Below are 20849 nucleotides of genomic sequence, written 5' to 3'. Positions count from 1 at the left end.
TACTATTCAAGGTTAAGCTTTTTGAGTCGGTAGCGAAGCGTTCGAAATGAAATCCCCAACAAGGCAGCCGCCGCTGTTTTGTTGTGCTGGGTTTCATTAAGGGCGTGCGTCAACATCTCGCGCTCGATGGTTTCTAAGTAGGCTTCTAAACCGATTTCCTGCGCGTAGGTGAATTCATCGCGCCAGTCGGATGATGACTGGGTGTCTCGTGCCTGGGACGGTTTAGCAGACGGTGCTGACATACGTAAAGACAAGTCTTCACAGCTGATTTGCTGACTGTCACACAGGGTCATGGCGCGCTCTAGAATATTCTCAAGCTCACGGACATTACCCGGGAAATCATGCTGATTCAGAGCGTCGCGGGCCGAGTCTGTTAAACGCGGAACTGGCACTTCCATTTCTGACGCCAATTGTTTTAAGAAATGGTTAATCAGCACGTCGATGTCGCTGCGACGATCCCGTAAACTAGGTAGATGCAGTTGGATGACATTGATACGGTAAAACAAATCCTCTCGAAACTCGCCTTCGGCCACTTTTTTGGCCAAATCCTTGTGCGTGGCACTGAGAATCCGCACATCGACATGCTCTTCCTGTGCAGCCCCTATGGGCCTAACGGCTTTCTCTTGGATCACACGAAGCAACTTAACCTGCATATCCAAAGGCAAGTCCGCCACCTCATCCAAAAAGAGCGTTCCGCCTTCAGCCGCTTTGAATAAACCATCCTTGTGTGAAGTTGCCCCAGTAAAACTGCCTTTTCGGTGCCCAAAAAGCTCACTTTCCATTAGGTCTGCGGGAATGGCTCCACAGTTGACAGGAATAAAGGGTTTGTCTGCCCTAGGGCCTTTCGCATGAATTAAACGGGCAACTAACTCTTTACCCGTCCCCGACTCCCCACTGATATAGACAGGTGCTTGGCTTCTGGCCAACTTATCAATCATGCGCCGAACCTGCTCGATCGGCTCCGACACACCTAAGAGTGGATGCTGTGAAAAGGTTGTGACTTTTGCAGGCTTTTCTAACGTCAGCCGCAGCGCTGAGGTCACCAATTCACGCAGCGTTTTGATATCGACGGGCTTGTTCAGGAAATCAAACGCTCCGGCCTTAAGCGCTTCAATCGCACACGTCATATTTCCATGTGCTGTAATCATCGCGACTGGCAAGCTGGGATAATGTGCCTGAATTGTCCGAATCAGCTCCATACCACTTCCATCCGGCAATCGCATGTCGGTTAAACACAAGCGCAATGAACGGTGCGCTTCCTCTTTTAGAATCTGATTCGCCTGCGCCAGTGTTTCCGCTAACAAACACTGAACACCCATTCTGGATAGGGTAATGTCGATTAATTCGAGAATATCGGGCTCATCGTCGACAATCAGCACACAGGGTGCAGGTTCAACGGCTTGAGAAACGTTACACTGGCTTTCTCTGTCTTCCATCTTCACTCCATTTTGACCAAAGCTGTGTTGAACACGACTCGGAAACAGGTTCCATTATTTTGATCTGAACGATACTGCAGCTCACCCTGATTGGCTTGTGCAAGCTCACGAGAAATATACAGCCCTAACCCCGTTCCTTTAGGCGAGGTGGTAAAAAAAGGTTCAAACAGTCGATCAACATGATCAGGATCGATCGACGGGCCGTTATTATATACATCAATATAACCCCGATGCTCAGTTATATGGCCAAAGCGAATCAACACTCTGGCCGGATCTTGCGCTTGCGAGGCATGACGAAATGCATTTTGACACAGGTTATGTAAAATTTGCCTCAGATGCGCTGGATCAAACCATCCTTCAATTTCTTGCTTGGGCGACTCAAAGGTAAAACTTGATTCGGCCTCCGGCACGGCTTGGTAGAACTCGGCCAAGAAATGGGGAAGCCACTCCTGTAAACGCAGATGCTCTGCCTGAACAGAGTCACGCTTACCCAGTTGCAATACATCTTCGACGATTCGGTTGATGCGGCGCGTTTGTTGCTCGACGATTTCGGTCAGTCGTACATCCTGTGCTGACAAATCTGGGGATTCTTTCAGTAGCGCATTGGCGTGACTGATGGCACTCAACGGATTGCGGACTTCATGCGCAATCCCGGCAGTTAAGCGCCCAAGCGCGGCGAGCTTTATTTGCTGCGACTGTTGTGCCAATGCATTTGCATCTTCTAAGATCAGCAGGTGATTTTGACCCTCTTCCTCTTGAAAAGCATCCAACCGAACCACCTGCATCAATAAAGACTCTGTGCCATTTTTGATTAATAGTTTAGTGTTTTTGGGCTGGGTTCGCTCAAAACGCAAGAAATGTACATTTAATTCCGGGCTAAAGTACTGAAGATGAATCGGCGTTTGCTGATGATGAGCGCCTAATAATTGTCGAGCGGCCCAGTTCGTGAGCACTACTTGGCGTTGGCTGTCGATCAAAACAACACCTGTGGTCATTTTTTGGATAACCATCTCGGCGAGTTTAGACATGTTTTTTAAATCAATTCCGCGCTGATGAGCCAGCTGCTCATTCTCTCTGGCTCGGTTCGCCAACACACTCGCCAATATCGCTGTGACGAACAAGGTTAGCCCCAACAACCCAGCCATGGAGAAATTAACACGATCTCCCATTCCAAACGCAACGCTGTACATTTGTTCCGCTAAAACAGCTAAAGAGGCTAAGGCGGCAAAAAAACCGGATATTCTTCCAGCCGATATCATGCTGGTATTGGCAATACTGATCACCAACAACATACCAACTCCACTGCTGACACCGCCACTAGAGTGCATCCAGACGATGATGACTAAGATGTCGATCAACGTGAGTGCATAGGCCTGCCACAGATAATGAGGTCGTCGGTGCAGTAAAGGATATAAAGATGCAATCGAAACACAAAGATAACCTAATGTACTGTAATAAAACACATCCGCATTTGATGACGCGAGTGGCATGGGCTGCATACCCGACACCATCAATACAACAAACCCCGCCGCTAAAAAAATGCGGTACAGCGTCAGCAGCAGTAAAAGTCGCCAAGCACGATTTATCTCATCCATTGTCTAATCTTTGTCCTATCCATTCGAAAAAAGTGAAGAAAGCGGAAGCTGAACAGAATCTATCAATTGATATGTTTGATAAACTGTGCTTTTATTGCCTGAATTCAAATATATAGTAGATTAGCGTGGGAGACAGAGTGGTACAAGTGGTTCAGCCGCTCAGCGGACTGGCAAAACGATTGGTAATGGATGGAGTATTTACGGCAGAGGTTGCCACCGATGCGTTGAATAAATCCAGACAAGAGAACCTTCCATTTGTCAGCTATATCATCAAAAATCGTTTAGTCACTGCTCAATGCGCAGCTACAGCGGCTGCCGAAGAGTTTGGCTTGCCACTTTTCGATCTGGATGTGATTCCAACAGCCAGCCTACCTAAGGATGTGGTTTCGGACAAATTATTGAGCCGACACCGTGTTCTCCCTTTGATGCGACGTGACAATCGTTTGTTCCTAGCCGTTGCCGATCCTACCAACATCCAAGGCGTTGACGAAATCAAGTTCCAAACCGGCATCACCACTGAGGTGGTCATTGTCGAAGAGGACAAATTGAACAATGCGCTGGATGCGTTTCTGGATCAACAGCAATCGGATACGCTGGGTGATCTTGACGATGCGGATCTTGACAATATTGACTTGCAAGACACCGCCAGCTCTAAAGAAGAGGAACCCTCGGCGGAAGATGCCGCCAGTGAAGCACCGATTGTGCGCTTCATTAACAAAGTTCTGATGGATGCAATCAAAACAGGTGCATCGGATATACACTTTGAACCCTATGAAAAGATGTATCGAGTTCGCTGCCGTATTGATGGTATTTTACAAGAAGTTCACCGCCCACCGTTGAATTTATCGACTCGGTTGGCTGCCCGTCTTAAAGTTATGTCGCAAATGGACATTTCTGAAAAGCGCGTTCCTCAGGACGGGCGCATCAAAATGAAAATATCAAAGTCTCGCTCTATCGATTTCCGTGTTAACTCTCTACCCACTCTGTGGGGAGAAAAAATCGTATTGCGTATTCTTGATCCATCGAGTGCAAAAATAGGGGTAGAAGGTTTAGGCTTCGAACCACTGCAGCAAGAACTCTACTTGCGCACCCTACAGGAGCCACAAGGGATGATTCTGGTGACAGGGCCAACGGGTTCGGGTAAAACCGTGACACTCTATACCGGCTTAAATATCCTGAATACATCAGAGCGCAATATTTCCACGGCCGAGGACCCAGTTGAGATCAACTTGGATGGTATCAACCAGGTTCACGTGAATACCAAAGTCGGCTTAACCTTTGCCGAAGCCCTGCGCTCTTTCTTGCGTCAAGACCCTGATGTGGTCATGGTGGGTGAGATTCGTGACCTTGAAACCGCCGAAATTGCCATTAAAGCGGCACAAACAGGTCACATGGTACTGTCAACACTGCACACCAACAGTGCACCCGAAACCCTGACCCGCTTAAGAAACATGGGGGTTCCGGCCTTCAACGTCGCAACATCGGTCAGTTTGATTATTGCACAACGACTTGCACGAAGGCTTTGCGAATCCTGTAAAAAACCGTTAACGTTACCGCATGCTACCCTTCGTGAAGAAGGCTTCACTGAAGAACAAATACCCGACCTCCACCTGTTTGAAGCAAACCCTGATGGCTGCTCAAAATGCAATCGTGGATACAAAGGCCGTGTAGGTGTTTATGAAATGTTAGCGATGTCGACTGAAATTGCACAGTGTATTATGGAGAATGGGAACTCTCTTGATATACTGAAGGTGGCTCGTAAACAAGGATTCCACACCTTGAGAGAATCAGGGTTGATCAAAGTAGCCAGAGGCTTAACCAGCCTTGAAGAGATGAACCGCGTAATTAAGACCTGATAAGGGATTGAAAACAGATGGCACAAGCAGCAAAGGAAAAGAAAAAGTTTACCTTCAATTGGGAAGGCAAAGACCGTAGTGGCAATAAAAGCAAAGGGAAAATCGATGCTGAAAACGTTGCAGCCGCGAAAGCACTTTTACGAAAACAGGGAATAAACCCACAAAAAGTGGGTAAGCAAGCCTCTGTCTCTTTATTCGGCAACAAAAACAAGCCCATTAAACCGCTCGATATCGCTTTTTTCACTCGCCAAATGGCGACGATGATGAAATCTGGCGTTCCGTTACTGCAAGGTCTAGAAATCGTTGCGAACGGTTCTGAGAAAGTAAAGCTAAAAGAAATGATCTATGCCATTCGCAACGATGTGAATGGTGGTGCTGACTTTTCATCCGCACTCGCTAATCATCCCAAGTTTTTTGATGACCTGACCTGCTCTTTGGTCAAAGCGGGTGAACAGTCCGGTGCTCTCGAGACGATGTTGGACCGGATCGCCTCTTACAAAGAAAAAATTGAATCACTTAAAGCAAAAATTAAAAAAGCCATGACCTACCCTGCAGCGGTTGTGGCGGTCGGGATTGTTGTATCCGCCATTTTGCTGGTCAAAGTTGTGCCGCAGTTCCAAGATATCTTTAGAGGCTTTGGCGCAGACCTCCCCGCATTTACGCTGTTTGTTATTGCCTTATCTGAATTGGCGCAAAAATACTGGTTTTTAGCTCTGATTGGCTTTGTGGCTGCTGGCTTTGGGTTTACCAAGCTCCTCGAAAAGTCGCAAAAATTCTCTGATGCGGTGGATCGGTTTGTGTTAAAGATTCCGATCCTTGGCCCCATACTGTTCAAAGCCGCCATTGCTCGTTTTACTCGAACCTTATCAACCACGTTTGCGGCGGGTGTACCCTTAGTGGCAGCATTGGATTCCGCGGCGGGTGCCGCAGGCAACGTCGTGTTCAGAAATGCCATTATTCAAATTCGCAACGGTGTTTCAACGGGACAATCCTTGCAAAACGCAACGGTCATCACAGGTATTTTCCCACCCATGGTGACGCAAATGATTGCAATCGGTGAAGAAGCAGGCTCCCTAGATACCATGCTGGATAAAATCGCGTCTTTTTATGAAGAGGAAGTCGATAACGCCGTAGACAACCTATCCAGCCTGCTTGAGCCACTGATCATGGTTGTTTTGGGTACCCTTGTGGGCGGGTTGGTTATTGCGATGTATCTGCCAATCTTCCAGTTGGGTAACGTGGTCTAAAAAAACGCATGATATTGTTCGAACTCTTTCCCGCATATACAGCATCGGCGGCCATTGCCGCCTTTGCTTTATCTTTATTGGTTGGCAGTTTTTTAAATGTCATTATTTATCGCCTACCCGTTATGATGGAGCGTGAATGGCAAGAGGCCATTCAATCGGCTAATCAGCCAGACGCTACACCTGAGGATACAAGTACATTTAATCTTGCTCACCCCCGATCTCGCTGCCAAGAATGCGGACATCTGATTCGCTGGTTTGAAAACATCCCTGTTGTCAGCTGGATTCTTCTGAAAGGTAAATGCAGCCAATGTGGAACGTCTATTTCGACTCGTTACCCCTTAATTGAGCTGTTTTCAGCCTGTGTCGGTGGCTTTATCGGCTGGCAGTTTGGCTTTACAACCCTTGGACTAGGACTGCTGGTCTTTACGTGGGCGCTGATAGCCCTGACTTTTATTGATATTGATCATCAGCTACTGCCCGATGCCATTACGCTCCCCTTACTATGGCTTGGCCTTCTCTTGAACAGTTTTGAGTTAATTACCACGCTAGAGGATGCCGTCTGGGGTGCCATGCTGGGGTATTTGTCATTATGGTCCGTTTATTGGCTTTTTAAGCTGGCAACAGGCAAAGAAGGTATGGGGTTTGGCGACTTCAAGCTACTGGCGGCGATTGGTGCTTGGGGAGGTGTCCTTACCCTGCCGATGACCATTTTGTTTTCTTCAGTTGCGGGAGTTCTATTTGCGATCATTATGATGGCAACGGGCAAGCATCAAGCCAACAATCCCATGCCATTTGGTCCCTATCTAGCCCTCGCCGGCTGGTGCGCTATTTTATGGGGTGGACCTATTTTGTCTTGGTACTTATAGCAGAGTGCTGTGACAGCTAAATAAGAAGGCTGCCAAAGCTATCCTTCGACTCAACCAGCAGCGGGCTCAACCCGCTTCTGGTAACACTGAGCCACTGCGCAATACATTAATATTGACCCAGCTGCCGACATCATAACAATGATGACTCGGGGTAATCACGCAATATTGATAACCATCTTGTTCTAGCGTGTAAAAATAATCGTGCCCTCTAAACTCACGCGCAATAATACGCGCCGCCGCATCACAACTTGGCGCCGGGCTCAAGTGAAGATCTTCAGGGCGCAAGGATAGTTTTACTTCACCCGTTGCAATCCCATCGGCAATCAACACCTCACCTAAGGGGGTTTTGACTCGCCCACCATCGGCATTTCCTACCAACAAATTCGTGTGCCCAAGAAAACGCGCAACAAAGGCATTGGCCGGATTTTGATAGACATGCTGAGGCGTTCCAATTTGAGCTAAACGCCCTTTCTGCATGACTCCGACCGTGTCAGCGAAGGTTAAGGCTTCCGCTTGATCATGCGTCACCAAGATAACGGTTGTTTCCGCACGCTTGAAAAGCGCCCGCATTTCATTGCGCGTTGACTCTCGTAAGGATGCATCCAGGTTGGAAAAAGGCTCATCTAACAGCACTAAATCCGGCTCAGCAGCCAAGGTCCTCGCCAGCGCAACACGCTGTTGTTGCCCGCCCGAGAGTTCATGCGGGTAACGCACCTTCAAGTCCGCCAAGCCCATCAAATCCAGCCAATATTCGGCTTTTTTAGGACGCTGAGACTTCGGAACTTCACGCATAGCAAACATCACATTTTGCTCAATCGTCATATGCGGAAAAAGCGCGTAGTCTTGAAACACGATCCCTATTTTTCGCTGCTGGGGCGACAAGTGAGTGACATCACGCCCATGCAAAAAAATTCGACCCGAATCCACCCGCTCAAAGCCAGCAATCATCCTGAGCGTCGTCGTCTTACCACAACCACTTGGACCTAGCAGAGCCAAGATTTCACCTTTATGCAGTGTGAAAGACAAATCCTCGACAGCAAACGCATCATTGGCCCGATATCGCTTACAAAGATGATCAACCTGAATCTGCTCAGGACGATGATCTAAATTGGGGTCTTCTATCTGAATACCATCAACAACTGTTTGACGACTGTTCATCGGCTCCCCTTAATTTTTTCACGGTTAAGAACCATACCCACGGATAAACTGGAAAAGATCACAATGGCGGCCGCAAAAGGAGCGGCTTCCGCCATCATCCCTTCCGACGTCCTCGAGAAGACGGTGACCGCCAACGTGCTATAACCCGTAGGTGCAAGTAAAAAGGTGATCGGCAGTTCTTTCATACAAAATAGAAACACAAGGGCAAGTGCCGCCAAAATTCCTCGTCTTAAGCGAGGAAACATAACATGGTAAAACGTAGCCGCTGGGCTGTATCCAAGCGCATAGGCCGCTTCTTCGGTGTTGGCGCGCGTTTGCATGATGGCACTGCGAATAGGCCCCATCGCGAGCGCGAGCGTCGCCAAGGTCCAGGTCACAATCAAAAGCCCAAGCGTTTGATAAAAGAAATACGCCGTTTGCAATGAGAAGAAAACCATGGCCAATGCCAAGGTTAACGGCGGTAGCGCGTAACCAATATACGTAGAACGTTCAATCATGCTGGTTAAGCGAGAGGGATAACGAACCGATAAGTAGCACACGGGCAGCGCCAAGGCGGCGGCAAGAATCGCCGCAGGTGCAGCGGCCGAGGCCGAGCGAAGAAAGGTCCAAGGCACTTGCCAAAAAATACTCACATCCGGTGGGGCGATGAGTAACCAGTAGGACAACATAGCCACTGGCAACCCAATTGAAGTGCCTAACACGACCAGGATATAAAGCCACGCAATCGGTGATGCCTTACCTAATTCAAACATACGCGCCGGACGCGTAACCCCACTGCCGACGCTGGCTAAGCGCTTACGCTTTAAGATCAAGGCCTCGACCACTAAAAATGAAACCGCCAGTGCTAACAGCATAATGGACAACCAAGCTGCATAGATTCGGTCAAATGCACCTGAATACTGCGTAAAAATAGCGTAACTGAATGCTTCGTATCGCATTAACGCAACAGCACCAAAATCCCCTAAAACATATAACCCAACCACCATGTACCCCGCCAATAACGCAGGCAGAAGATGCGGCAAGATGATTTTTAAAAAGACCATGGATTTTGAGTAGCCTAAACTTTGCGCGCTTTCTTCGAGGCTTGAATCCAAGCCTAGCAATGCCGCGCGCACGTTCAAAAAAATGTACGGATAGGTGTAAAGGGACAAGGCCCAGACAGCGCCCCAGTAGCCCGATATATTATTCACCCGGATACCAAAAAGCTGATTTAAAGCGCCCATATTGCCGCCCACTCCCAGAAGAGCATAGGCCATGACATAACCGGGAACAGCCAAAGGCACAACGGCTAAAATCGTTAAAAAGCGCTTCGCTGCAATATTTGTGCGCGTGACCAGCCAAGCCAAAGGCAACGCAAGAAAGGTACAAATTAGCAAGACACCACCCGTTAGGGAAAGTGTGTTGAGTAGCAGTTGTGCGTTTCGCGGTCGAAACACCAACTCAAGCAGTTGATCAGGCTGCGCCTGCCCTGCTCGTAAAAAAAGGTAAACCAGGGGAATCAGCATGCATAGCGCAACCAATAAAGCCGGAACCAGAATATAAAGTGGCGGTCTTTTAACGGACGCTAGCACCTCTGATACTGCAACGGACTTTACGACTGTACTACTCATTAGGTCTCACTATTGTTAGATCTGACACAGTATCTATTTACGAAAACACTGGTATTTAAAAATGGCAAAAGCCAATGTTACAAGTAACACTGGCTTCGACTCTACTTAAACAAAGCGCTGCCAAGAACAACGCTTCGTATTTGAACTATACTTACAGCAATTCAGCATCACGCAGAAGCTTTAATGTGCCTTCCAAATCAGCTAACTGATCCAGATCAATTTCAGGCGCCAATTTCAGCATCTCGTCAAGATCACCCAATACTGCATTCGGGATAATGCCCTCAACCACTGGGTACTCATTCACAAACGATGTGAAGTATTGTTGTGCAGCAGGCGTTAGCATGTATTGAACAAATGCATTGGCAGCGTCTTGATTTTTGCTGCTCTTCAGGACTGCAACACCCGCAACGTTCATCAAGTTTCCGATGTCGCCTTCAGCAAAATACGTCTGCTTCGCAGGGTACTCACTGTTCGCTGCAACAAAACGGGGTAAATAGTAATTATTTACCAACGCAAAGTCTATCTCACCATCACCAACCGCTTGTACTTGAGTGGTATTGTTGCGGTAGATTTTTGGCTCATTGGCTTTCATGCCTTTTAACCAAGCCAAGGTTGCTTCATCACCGTGCTTAACACGCATAGCTGTTACAAATGACTGGAAACCGCCGTTTGTTGGTGCTAGGCCAAAGCGGCCTTTAAATTTTTCGTCTGTCAGGTCAAATACAGATGCTGGGATATCATCTGCAGATGCACGCTCAGTTGAATAGACGATCACACGTGAACGACCACTGGCCGCAACCCACTGGCCGGTTTTACTGGTAAATACACCCGGTAAATCTTTGTAGATGTCTTCTGGCAAAGTGGCTAACAAACCTGCATTGGCTAATGCGCCCATTGCACCTGCATCTTGCCCCCAGTATACGTCAGCAGGTGAGCGATCACCTTCTTCTTGAATGAGAACCGCCAATTGAGCCGTATCACCGTAACGCACGTTAACTTTATTGCCTGTTTGCTTTTCAAACTGATCGATAATCGGCTGAACCAGCGCTTCACCACGGCCAGAATAGACTGTCAAACTCGCAGCCGAGGCCAATGGAGCAATGACCAGAGATCCAAGCAGTGCGATACCCGTAAGCAGTTTCTTTTGCATAAGAGATAACCTTTTTAGCGTTCAAGTGAATTGACGTTAAGCGGTTGGCATTTTAGACCAGCGACATAACCTTAAAGGCAATTATTCTCATTTCTTTACAAAAGGTCAATACAAATAAGTATGATTGTTATTTAACTTTAAATAATTATCCGTCTTTTAAGACCCTATTCAATTGTATATTCGACGGAAGTTGTATGTAATGATCCAAAACACATCAGCACCTGTATGCTGATCATAGATCTACAACAAATCGGACGACCAATTTCTATGGGCCTAAAGCGAATTGTCAACTTTGAAGTCAACTCAGCGGACCTTAGCTGGTATGACGAGCTGGATGATCAGTGGATCATTGCAGTGGCCGATGTTGTTTCCAGCACCGATCTGGCCAGCCAGGGACGCGATCGAGATATTAATTTTATTGCGGCAGGTGCGGTAGCCGCCGTTAGCCATCTGCTAAAACCAAGCACAACCTTACCGATTGTTCAGTTTGGTGGGGATGGCATCATAGCCGCCTGCCCGATTGACTTGCAGGAGCGCATGTCTGATGTTTTGGCCGCGCTCGCGTATTGGGCACAGGACGCATTTGGAATTCATTTGCGCGTTGGGATTGTCGCCGTCAAAGAGCTTAAGGCGTCTGGCTTTCCTGTGTATGCCAGTTTGCAACAGGTCGGCGCACGCAATGCGTTTGGATTATTTTTAGGTAGAGGGATCACAGAGGCCGATCGTTGGGTTAAAGAACAACCCGAACGTCAACTTCAACCCAAGTCTGGGGAATTGTTGGGCCTCGATAATCTCTCCTGCCGCTGGCACCCCATCCCAAGCCGACAAGGGAAAATCGTTTCATTAATCGTCGACCCTGTTGATGAAGGAGACGTGGGTATTGAACACATACGCGCGTTGATGGATCAAATCCACGTGTTAATCCAAGAGCGCAGAGCATCCCCTTTGGGCAATAGTGATGCGCTTTCTCCACCGACTCACCCTTCTATTCAATCTCTGAAACGTGAGTTATCCACCCCTTCTACTCGGCCAAAAGCCATGCGCATTTTAGGTGCTTATCTAGGCTCTGCGTTACTCTGGCTTGGATGGCGACTTGGAGGACAGTTTTTATCGATTAATGCGAAGCGCTATCTGAATACTCTCGTGTTGCACAGTGACTTTCGCAAGCAAGCTGGAGGCCCCAGAATGGTCTTTGACCTTTCCTTGGAAGAAATTGGCCAACTTCTGGCATTGCTCGACAAAGGCGAAAGCCGAAATGAAATCATTTACGGCTATGCCTTCAGCGAGGCGACCTCGCTCACCTGTTTAGTTGAAGATTTTCAAGCAGATGAGCATGTGCATTTTATTGATGGTGACAAGCTCGGTTTCTGGCGTGCATCGATTATGCTAAAGGAAAAAAAACTGGCCCGACGACAAAAGCACCAGCTCTGACTTGAGGTGCAATGACATTAACTCAGCTTCCACTTCATCAACATAGTATGGCTTGATATGAGAAATAAGAATTCGTTCAGGCATCGTTCCCAAGCAGAGTAATAATTCTTTCAACATGGTGGGTGTCATGTGTTTTGAAGCGATGGCCAGGTCTTGCATCCGACTGGGCATGGCACATTCAATCATCAGACTATGAATGGGGCCCATCTGATTAAGGCTTTTAATCAATCCTTCATTTAACGTGGTGTCACTGGTAAATACAAACAGTCGACCGCCTTCCGAAACAATCGCATAACCTGTCGTTGGCACCACATGCTCAACGTCAAAGGGCGTAAAGGACACTCCACCCAGCTCAAAGGGCTCATTTGACGTTAAGGTCGTAAAGGCCATCACAGGTGCATCTGCAGATGGCAATTGCGTAAAGTCAGGCCAAATTTTCCAATTGAAAATGTGTTGATGCAGACTTTCCAATACTGGCGACACGCCATATACGTGGATAGGGGATGTTAACAACTCGAACTGATTATCAATGAGCATGGGAAGCAAGCACACATGATCCAAATGCGAATGCGTGATAAACACATGACGCAACTGAGTTAACTCAGCCTGAGTTAAACATCCCAAACCGGTTCCTGCATCCAAGAGAATATCCTCATTGATGCGAACACAGGTCGTAAATTCACCGACTCCGATTCCACCACTGCACCCCAGCACCTGCACCTTCATACAACACTCCTGTTCAGTCCCTTAAGCTCCTGAAGATTCACTTCATCCATTTGCTCAGGTTTCATGTGCTTAGCTCCATAGGTCATGTATACTTTTTCTTCAACGAAGACTTGAAACAAGTCAGGATCCAAGTGGTTATCCTCAACCATTCGCCCCATGATGGCGAGCGCTTGCGACAGCTTCATTGGCTGCTTATAGGGACGCTCAGGTGCTGTTAGGGCTTCAAACACATCCGCTATGCCCATAATTCGAGCCGGTATAGACATTTGATCGCGTGACAAGCCACGTGGATAGCCCTTACCGTCCATGCGCTCATGGTGACACACGGCATACTCAGTAACATTTTTCAGGTGTTCAGGAAATGGCAGTTGCTCCAGCATGCTCAAGGTTGCGGTCATATGGCCTTCCATGATTTTACGCTCTTCGGGATTTAACGTGCCACGGCGTATACAGAGATTGCGATATTCATCGTCGGTTAAGAAGGTGCGCTTATGGCCTTTTTTATCTGCCCATACATAATTGCGAATGCGCTCAAGATGCTGCAAATCTTCATCTGTTACAAATTCCGCACCCATATTGCACTGATGTAAAAACGCCATATCTTCTAAGAGGGTTTGCTCTCTTTCCTTGAGGGATTCAAGGTCTGCTAAGACATTCGCCCCCTGCTCTAGTACTTGAATTTTTAGTTCTAAAGCATTGATGCGTAAATCACGCAACAGAATTTCAAGCCGATCCTCTACCCAGCCGATTCGATCGATAACTGTCTCAAGTTTTCGCGACTTTTCCATGACATGGTGGGGGGTTACCACCTTTCCACAGTCATGCAACCACGCCGCCGTTTTTAGCTCATAAAAATCGGCCTCGGTCATTTTAAAATCGCTTAAGGCGGGATGGTTTGAACGCGAAGCGGCCTCGGCCAGCATCAGTGTTGCGTCAGGTACGCGGCGGCAGTGATTACCCGTATGCGGTGACTTGCTGTCGATAGCGGTTGCAATAACACGTGTAAAGCTATCGAACAGCGTTTTCATTTCATTAATCAGACGCTGGTTAATAATAGCCATGGCCGCTTGGGAGGCCAAAGACTCTGCTAACTCTTGGTCCTTTTGTGTAAATGCGGAGATCTTGCCCTTGTCGTTTAGCTTATTAATCAACTGCAGGGCTGCAATCACGTGTCCATCGTGGTCAGAAAGTGGCACCGTTAAAAATGAGCAGGAACGATAGCCCGTGCGCTGATCAAAGGCTCGTGTCCCCGAAAAGTCAAAGCCTTCATGGGCGTAGGCGTCTGGAATATTCACCGTTCGGTTGTTATTCACAGACCAAGCCACGACCATTTTGTTATTGGGTTTGCCGTCTTCTGTTAACAAGGGAATCGGGGGGAAATTATCCACTGGGGATTGATCTCGACCACCCAGATTAATATTAAGACGATCATTTTGAACGATATCAAATCTGAGTGATGGCACATCCGTTTCACGCATGTACAGCGTGCTGGTTTCGCGGATATAGAGAGTGCCTGCTTCAGCGCCCGTAAGCTCACGAGCGCTCGTTAGTATGAGGGACAAAAGCTGGCGCTTATCCCGCTGTGAAGAGAGCGCGATGCCAATTTGATTTAGACGTTTTATTTGCTGATAAGAAGCATCACCCTCGGCAGATGAATTCGACATCAACAAGCCCCCGCTTTACATACCTATTTGTTTGAAAGAATAGCACAGATATCCTAGTAAAGTGATCTGAAATACCTTGATTGTTTGAAAAACACCTAAACTTCCGAGCATAAACCTCGCGCATTCCGCCAATAAGGATGGACCATTCATCGCTTCTGTACTGACTTTAGTCCAACGTCTATACTCTTAGCGTATAAAATTTACCTGTAGTTAGTTACAATATCCTTGTAGTTTTTTTACTAAAAAAGAATAAAATCAGGCTACTTTGATCATAACAGACACCTTCGCATTAAGACGAAGGCCATTCAGCCATGCAACTTGGGGAATAAAATGACAGAAAAAAGTCCGAAAATTATTTATACGCTTACTGATGAAGCTCCAGCTCTTGCAACCTTTTCTCTTCTTCCCATTATTAGAACTTTCACAGCTGCAGCTGAAATCAGTGTAGAAACCAGTGACATCTCCGTAGCGGCACGTATCCTTGCCTCTTTCCCCGAAAGATTAACCGAGTCTCAACGTGTAACGGATACACTCGCAGAACTGGGCGAGTTAACGCTAGACCCTTCAGCAAATATCATAAAGCTACCGAACATCAGCGCCTCAATTCCGCAACTCAAGGCCGCTATTGCTGAACTTCAGTCTCAAGGTTACGACATTCCAAACTTCCCAGACGAGCCCGCTACCGCTGAGCAACGTGAAATCCGTGATCGTTACAGCAAGATTTTAGGCAGCGCCGTTAACCCTGTACTTCGCCAGGGTAACTCTGACCGTCGTGCTCCACCAGCGGTTAAAGCCTTTGCTCGCAAATTCCCACATTCCATGGGTAAATGGAGCCCTGCATCTCGCTCACACGCTGCCTACATGAAAGGCGGTGATTTCTACTCCAGCGAGAAATCAACAACCATGCAAGATGACACAGACGTGCGCATCGAGTTTGTTGCTAAAGACGGCACCGTTACTGTGAAAAAAGAACTGCACCTGTTGAAAGGTGAAGTGCTAGATGGAATGTTCATGAGTGCTAAAGCACTGCGTGATTTCTTTGAAGACACCTTGAACGACTGCAAAGAAACAGGCGTTATGTGGTCTTTACACGTTAAAGCCACCATGATGAAAGTGTCTCACCCGATCGTGTTCGGCCACGCTGTGACCGTTTTTTACAAAGACGTGTTCGAAAAACATGCAGAGCTGTTCAAAGATCTGGGCGTTAACCCGAACAACGGTCTAAGCAGTGTTTACGACAAAATCAAAACGCTGCCACACTCTAAGCAAGAAGAAATCGAAGAAGATATCCACGCATGCTATGCGGGCCGTCCTGAAATGGCGATGGTTGATTCGGTAAAAGGCATCACTAACCTTCACATCCCAAGCGATGTTATCGTCGATGCGTCGATGCCTGCCATGATCCGTAACTCTGGTCAAATGTGGGGACAAGACGGCAAGCCTAAAGATACAAAAGCGGTTATGCCTGAGAGCACCTACGCACGTATCTACCAAGAAATGATCAACTTCTGCAAAACCAATGGCGCTTTCGATCCAACAACCATGGGTACTGTGCCCAACGTTGGCTTGATGGCCATGAAAGCCGAAGAGTACGGCTCGCACGATAAAACCTTTGAAATGACCGCTGACGGCACGATGAGAATCGTAAACGCTGCCGATGGTTCACTGATTATGGAACATCAGGTTGAAAAAGGTGACATTTGGCGTGCATGCCAAACTAAAGATGCAGCGATCCGTGACTGGGTTAAATTGGCCGTTACACGTTCACGTCAATCAGACACGCCTGCTATTTTCTGGTTGGATAAAGAACGTGCTCACGATAGAGAGCTACGCGCTAAGGTTGAAGAGTATCTGAAAGAATACGATACCGACGGTCTTGATATTCGTATCATGTCTTACATTCCTGCGATTCGCCGCACCATGGAACGTTTGATTCGTGGCATGGATACGATCTCTGTTACCGGTAACGTATTGCGCGACTACCTCACAGACCTCTTCCCAATCATGGAACTCGGCACTTCTGCAAAAATGCTGTCAATCGTTCCGATGCTGGCTGGCGGTGGAATGTACGAGACAGGTGCAGGCGGCTCTGCGCCTAAGCACGTTCAGCAGTTGGTTCAAGAAAACCACCTGCGTTGGGATTCTTTAGGTGAGTTCTTGGCCCTTGCCGTATCTTTAGAAGAGCTAGGCATCAAAGAAAACCTGCCGAAAGCTCAGCTACTCGGTAAAGCGTTGGATGCCGCCACCGAGAAACTGCTGGAAAACAACAAGTCTCCTTCACGCAAAACTGGCGAGTTGGATAACCGTGGCAGCCACTTCTTCTTAGGCATGTACTGGGCTCAAGAGTTGGCAGCACAGGATGAAGACGCTGAGTTGAAAGCACGCTTTGAGCCTTTAGCTAAAGCGTTGACCGACAATCAGGATACTATTCTAAAAGAAATGAGCGACGCTCAAGGACACCCAGTGGACATCGGTGGATACTACCATCCAGATGCTGCGAAGACATCTGCTGTCATGTGCCCAAGCGCTACACTCAACAGCATTCTGGCGAATTTCAAAGCCGCTTAATGCTCGCAAGATGCCTAGCTTTCGCCAGGCATCTCAGCCACTCAAGCCGAATCTAGTTTAGATTCGGCTTTTTTATGCCTTTTTGCCAAGGCTTCCGTGTTTCAATAGGCGGCTGCATCTCTCTCGGAACATCTCGAATATGAATATCCATTTGCGGGAAGGCAATCTCAATATTGGCTTCACGGAAGGCTTTTAGGATTGCCACATTCAAATTACTGGTCGTCACCAAGCGATCTGACATTTGACAGACGTAGACTCGCAGATCGAAGTTTAAAGTACTGTCAGCAAAACGCGTGAAGTACACGGAAGGCGCAGGATCTTCCAAGGTTAATGGGTGCTCATTCGCAATCTGCAATAAAATCTCCATCACTTGTTCTGGATCTGAGCTATAGGAAACACCTATGGGTAACACAAGGCGTGTCACATTGTCCGATAGTGTCCAGTTAATCAAGCGCTCAGTGATGAAGTTTTTATTCGGCACCACGATTTCGCGGTTATCCCAATCGATAATGGTTGTTGCCCGTGTCCGAATACGCGCGACCGTGCCACTGAACTCACCAATTGTGATGGTATCGCCCACCCTAACCGGACGTTCAAACAGCATAATCAGACCCGAGACAAAGTTGGCCACCACTTCTTGAAGACCAAATCCCAAACCTAGGGTTAATGCAGCCACCATCCACTGCAACTCACTCCATCGCAATCCCAACAGCGAGAAAATGGTGACAACAGCCACCACCGTAATGGCATAACGCAGTAAGGTCGTCACGGTATAGCTGTGGGCGGCTTCCATGAGGTGACTGCGCGCCAAGAGAATTTCGACTAAGCCCGGCAAATTGCGCGAAGCCAAGGTAAAGACGCCGGCCAGCAATAGTGCCAGCATAAAGTCCTGCAAACTCACTCGACTAAGTAACTCGGCTTCACCTACAACAGTGATGCGTGACCAAAGGGTGATACCATCTAACCAAGTCAGTGCCGGCAATACATCTGCCCATACCAAAAACAGTACAAACACTAGGCCCGTGAAGGTAAACGTTCTTAACAATGACCGCGTTTGCTGACTAATATGCTCAATGCTCAACTGCTGCTCTGGCAGCTCTATCGCCCCTTCTCCCACAACATTGCTTGGTTCTTCTGCCTCTTGTTTGGCCTTTTGCTCACGGAAACGTTTGAGCCTGAGGTGTGTTTCGCTGAGTATGAGGGCTCTTGCTGCAATACAATGCACAAGCCACACAAGGCTTAACATCATCAGCGTATCAACCAACTTGGGCAGCAACTCACCGACCGTCAATAAGTAACCGGCAAAGGTCAATGCCAGCAGGGCTAAGGTTCCTAAAAGGAATCCGAAACGCAGCACTTTGCGTTGTTTACTGGCTAAAAACCCTTCTAAGGTCTGTGTGGTCGGCGCCAACACCTGCCAGGCTATCAAACCGTTTAAGAACACCACTAAGAACAAGCCTAAGCGCCCAAAGACGTCGTAAACCAACTCACTCGGATGTCCAAACGCCAGAGCCAAAAAGATAATCAGCAGCAGTTGCACCGGTAAAAACCAAGTCAAACTACGACGCAAACGTATTAATAAAATAGGGTCCCACTTAAAGTGAGCACGTCCGACACCCTTTTCGGAGGTGAACAACAGGAATAAATGACCGGCCAACCACCAAGCAGCGGTACTGTTCAGGACGCTGCCCAGAACTTGAACGCCATTGGATAAAACAGCCTCATCCAAACGTCGCAAATTAAATGCACTTAAAAACAACAACATCGGTATGGGTAAAACACGCAATAAGCTCCAACCTATGGCTTTTAACGTGAGCATGATGTTGTCGGTATAGCGATGCGAAACTTGTTCGGCCAAAGCCTCTAATTCCGCTTTAGCACGCCGCCCCCACAGGTAAACTCCCAAGACAGCAATCAGTGTTAACGCACTGAGCAGCGGGTTATAAATCAGCATTAGGTAGAGTGAACTGAAAATACCCGACCAAACGGAAGGATCAAGCAGCTGGACAAGTGCCGCCGGCAGACTCCGAACCCATTCAAGACTCATTGCTGAGTGACTGGGCCACCAGAGTAAGCTTTCTTTTAAGGTCTGATCTAACTGATCAATCACGGTGTTGAGAATTTTCAGACGCTCTTCATTTTGACGTAACTGCTCACTCAACTGCTGCTCAGACATCAGCTGTGCATTTAAGATGTCACGCCGCAACGTCGACAGCTGCCGCTGTGCGGTTGCCTCTACTGAGATTGACTGTACGGAGGGAGCCAAGCGTATCTCGTCACGCAAGGAGATACTTCTGAGCCGCGATTGAGCTAACTCCCGTTCTAAATCACGGACAACGCCCCTTTGCTCTTTTAAGTCATTGAGCCGTCGCTGCTCCTCTAAGAACTGAACTCCCAAGGCATCGGTTAGCCCACTGACTTCCAGGCGCTCTTGAACACTTGCTAGCGTCTGCAGTAAGCCCTCATGGAGTCGGGTGTACTCATCACGTCGCTGCTGTAAGCTGCGCGTCACTTCATAGTTCACTGCAATCTGATCAATACGTTTGCGTAAGTCCTGAATCTCATCAGGAAAATCAAGCAGCACTTGAGGGTCACGCTCGGTTAAACGCACCAGCTGGGTATTCAGCTCTCTGATTTCTTCAGACGTTCGAAGATTAAACTCATTTTCCAACTGACGAAGCAATTCAGCCAGTAATACACTTTGGTATTCTTGTGCGAGGATCTCAAGCTTGAGAAGCTCAATTCTTGGGGTTACGCTTTGCTGATCAAGACGTAAACTCAAGAGACGAGCTTGTCGCCGACGATCATCTACCTGCTTAACCAACTCCTCGATCGGACTAAGCCCTTCAAGGGGAAGATCCGTGGGGTGTCGAGTTAATAGCTCACGGGATAGATCCGATAATTGCGTAGCAAGAGTTCGTGTTTGCTCCTCCAGCCGACCCAAGGATTGCTGCTTTTGCTCAGTATCTTGTGCAAGCTGATCACGCAAGACCCTAAGTTCGGACATACGCGATTCGATATCCGATAAACTCATTTGCTCTTGTGTTTGCGGTAACTGACGCAGTTGTAACTCAAACTCAGCAATGCGCTCTTCGAGGACCCGCCTGCGCTCGTTGATATTTTTCGCAACGTCAACTCGCTCCAATGCCCCTAGCAAGCGTTCCGTTGATGATTTTTCAATGTCTGCTGCTGCCTGAAGCGCTTGTTTCTGCTCTTCCGTGGTCTCGCTGGCTTGTTTTAACTGTTCAAGTGACTCTGACAAAGGCGTTGCTAACCACTGCTTCGCTTCAGTGTCGTCGATGACTGAAAGCATCGGTGCGAGTCGCTCATCCAGCGTTTCGAGCGCCTGGGTTAACCCTTGCTGAGATTCAACTAAACGCACCTCATGACTGGGTTGATTAGCCGTTGCAGTGAGTGAATAACTCAGCAATACACACATTAATAAAGCACAAAGCACACGTGATACGTACTTAAAGGGGGACTGCATTTTTGTCTTTAAACCTTCTAGGGGCATTTTAACCAACTGTTTTTGTCTGTTAGAC

The 20849-nt window shown here is 47.8% G+C and carries 13 protein-coding genes; 5 read left to right on the top strand and 8 right to left on the bottom strand.

Going from position 1 to position 20849, the window contains the following annotated elements:
* Positions 1 to 2: 2 nt before the first annotated feature.
* Positions 3 to 1436 (bottom strand): sigma-54-dependent transcriptional regulator, encoded by a 1434-nt coding sequence (locus F5971_RS17055; protein WP_193496261.1) that lies wholly within the window; start codon positions 1434 to 1436, stop codon positions 3 to 5.
* A 2-nt stretch (positions 1437 to 1438) separates the two neighbouring features.
* Positions 1439 to 3031 carry a sensor histidine kinase gene (locus F5971_RS17050; RefSeq protein ID WP_051514442.1) on the bottom strand — a complete coding sequence of 531 codons (1593 nt, stop codon included), beginning with the start codon at positions 3029 to 3031 and terminating at the stop codon, positions 1439 to 1441.
* A gap of 137 nt (positions 3032 to 3168) precedes the next feature.
* Between F5971_RS17050 and pilB the strand changes: the two genes are divergently transcribed.
* Genes pilB through F5971_RS17035 form a run of 3 tightly spaced genes read left to right on the top strand, consistent with a single transcriptional unit; the run spans position 3169 to position 7000 of the window.
* Positions 3169 to 4887, top strand: a complete 1719-nt coding sequence (gene pilB / locus F5971_RS17045; protein ID WP_281348361.1) for a type IV-A pilus assembly ATPase PilB — start codon at positions 3169 to 3171, stop codon at positions 4885 to 4887.
* Positions 4888 to 4904: 17 nt separating this feature from the next.
* Positions 4905 to 6134 carry a type II secretion system F family protein gene (locus F5971_RS17040; RefSeq protein ID WP_036511599.1) on the top strand — a complete coding sequence of 410 codons (1230 nt, stop codon included), beginning with the start codon at positions 4905 to 4907 and terminating at the stop codon, positions 6132 to 6134.
* Between the two features lie 8 nt (positions 6135 to 6142).
* On the top strand, positions 6143 to 7000 hold the full coding sequence (locus F5971_RS17035; protein ID WP_036511596.1) for a prepilin peptidase: 858 nt from the start codon (positions 6143 to 6145) through the stop codon (positions 6998 to 7000).
* A 66-nt stretch (positions 7001 to 7066) separates the two neighbouring features.
* Here the strand turns inward: F5971_RS17035 and F5971_RS17030 are convergent, their stop codons facing one another.
* The 3 genes from F5971_RS17030 to F5971_RS17020 form a co-directional block, all read right to left on the bottom strand.
* Positions 7067 to 8158, bottom strand: coding sequence for an ABC transporter ATP-binding protein (locus F5971_RS17030; RefSeq protein ID WP_081763835.1), 1092 nt, complete (start codon positions 8156 to 8158; stop codon positions 7067 to 7069).
* A complete protein-coding gene (locus tag F5971_RS17025; RefSeq protein WP_202806864.1) occupies positions 8155 to 9768 on the bottom strand; it encodes an ABC transporter permease in 1614 nt (537 codons plus the stop codon). Before F5971_RS17025 ends, F5971_RS17030 begins: the two co-directional genes overlap by 4 nt.
* A 151-nt stretch (positions 9769 to 9919) precedes the next feature.
* Complete coding sequence (locus tag F5971_RS17020) at positions 9920 to 10918, bottom strand: iron ABC transporter substrate-binding protein (protein ID WP_036511593.1); 999 nt, start codon at positions 10916 to 10918, stop codon at positions 9920 to 9922.
* 225 nt (positions 10919 to 11143) lie between these two features.
* Here F5971_RS17020 and F5971_RS17015 point away from each other — a divergent pair, with 225 nt between their 5' ends.
* Positions 11144 to 12349: a DUF3095 family protein gene (locus F5971_RS17015; RefSeq protein WP_223116355.1), complete on the top strand. Its 1206-nt coding sequence runs from the start codon at positions 11144 to 11146 to the stop codon at positions 12347 to 12349.
* Here F5971_RS17015 and F5971_RS17010 read toward each other — a convergent pair.
* Entirely contained in the window at positions 12305 to 13075 is a 771-nt protein-coding gene (locus F5971_RS17010) for a 3',5'-cyclic-nucleotide phosphodiesterase (RefSeq protein ID WP_193496256.1), read from the bottom strand. The genes F5971_RS17015 and F5971_RS17010 overlap by 45 nt on opposite strands.
* Positions 13072 to 14739: an HD domain-containing phosphohydrolase gene (locus tag F5971_RS17005; protein WP_193496254.1), complete on the bottom strand. Its 1668-nt coding sequence runs from the start codon at positions 14737 to 14739 to the stop codon at positions 13072 to 13074. Before F5971_RS17005 ends, F5971_RS17010 begins: the two co-directional genes overlap by 4 nt.
* Before the next feature lie 330 nt (positions 14740 to 15069).
* Here F5971_RS17005 and F5971_RS17000 point away from each other — a divergent pair, with 330 nt between their 5' ends.
* A complete protein-coding gene (locus tag F5971_RS17000) occupies positions 15070 to 17307 on the top strand; it encodes an NADP-dependent isocitrate dehydrogenase (RefSeq protein WP_036511590.1) in 2238 nt (745 codons plus the stop codon).
* Positions 17308 to 17359: 52 nt separating this feature from the next.
* Here F5971_RS17000 and F5971_RS16995 read toward each other — a convergent pair whose 3' ends face one another.
* Complete coding sequence (locus tag F5971_RS16995; RefSeq protein ID WP_193496252.1) at positions 17360 to 20794, bottom strand: mechanosensitive ion channel domain-containing protein; 3435 nt, start codon at positions 20792 to 20794, stop codon at positions 17360 to 17362.
* Positions 20795 to 20849: the final 55 nt, after the last annotated feature.

The organism is Nitrincola alkalisediminis, from assembly GCF_009821115.1.
In the GTDB taxonomy this organism is placed as follows: domain Bacteria; phylum Pseudomonadota; class Gammaproteobacteria; order Pseudomonadales; family Balneatricaceae; genus Nitrincola; species Nitrincola alkalisediminis.
The sequence above is the reverse complement of the archived record's forward strand: the minus strand, read 5'-3'. Positions and strand labels throughout refer to the sequence as shown.